This is a genomic window from Enterobacter sp. IF2SW-B1 (genome assembly GCF_001743375.1).
In the GTDB taxonomy this organism is placed as follows: Bacteria; Pseudomonadota; Gammaproteobacteria; order Enterobacterales; family Enterobacteriaceae; genus Enterobacter; species Enterobacter bugandensis.
In genome coordinates, this window is record NZ_MJAA01000354.1 from 1 (window position 1) to 370 (window position 370).

The window sequence follows — 370 nt, forward strand, 5'->3', positions numbered from 1 at the left end:
CTCCACCAGCGCAGAGTTCTGCTGGGTGGTGGCATCAATCAGGCCAATCGCGCTGTTGATCTGCGAGATCCCCTCCGTCTGCTCGTGGCTGGCCTGGCGGGTCTCGCGCCGGATCGTGTCCCTCTCCTCCACGTTGCCGCCCATGCCGGTGCTCAACGCGCTCGCTTTTTCCACCAGATTCATCCCCTCCTGGGTCTGGCTGGTGGCGCTCTCGATCAGCTCGCGAATTTCACTGGCAGACGACGCGCTCTTCTGGGCAAGCTGGCGAACTTCCCCGGCAACCACCGCGAAGCCGCGGCCGTGCTCGCCCGCACGCGCCGCTTCCACCGCCGCGTTCAGCGCCAGATTGTTGGTCTGGAACGCAATGGCG

At 65.7% G+C, this 370-nt stretch carries 1 protein-coding gene; it reads right to left on the reverse strand.

What is annotated here, in order from left to right:
* On the reverse strand, positions 1–370 hold a 370-nt coding region (locus tag A6013_RS24650), incomplete at both ends, for a methyl-accepting chemotaxis protein (RefSeq protein WP_254677917.1).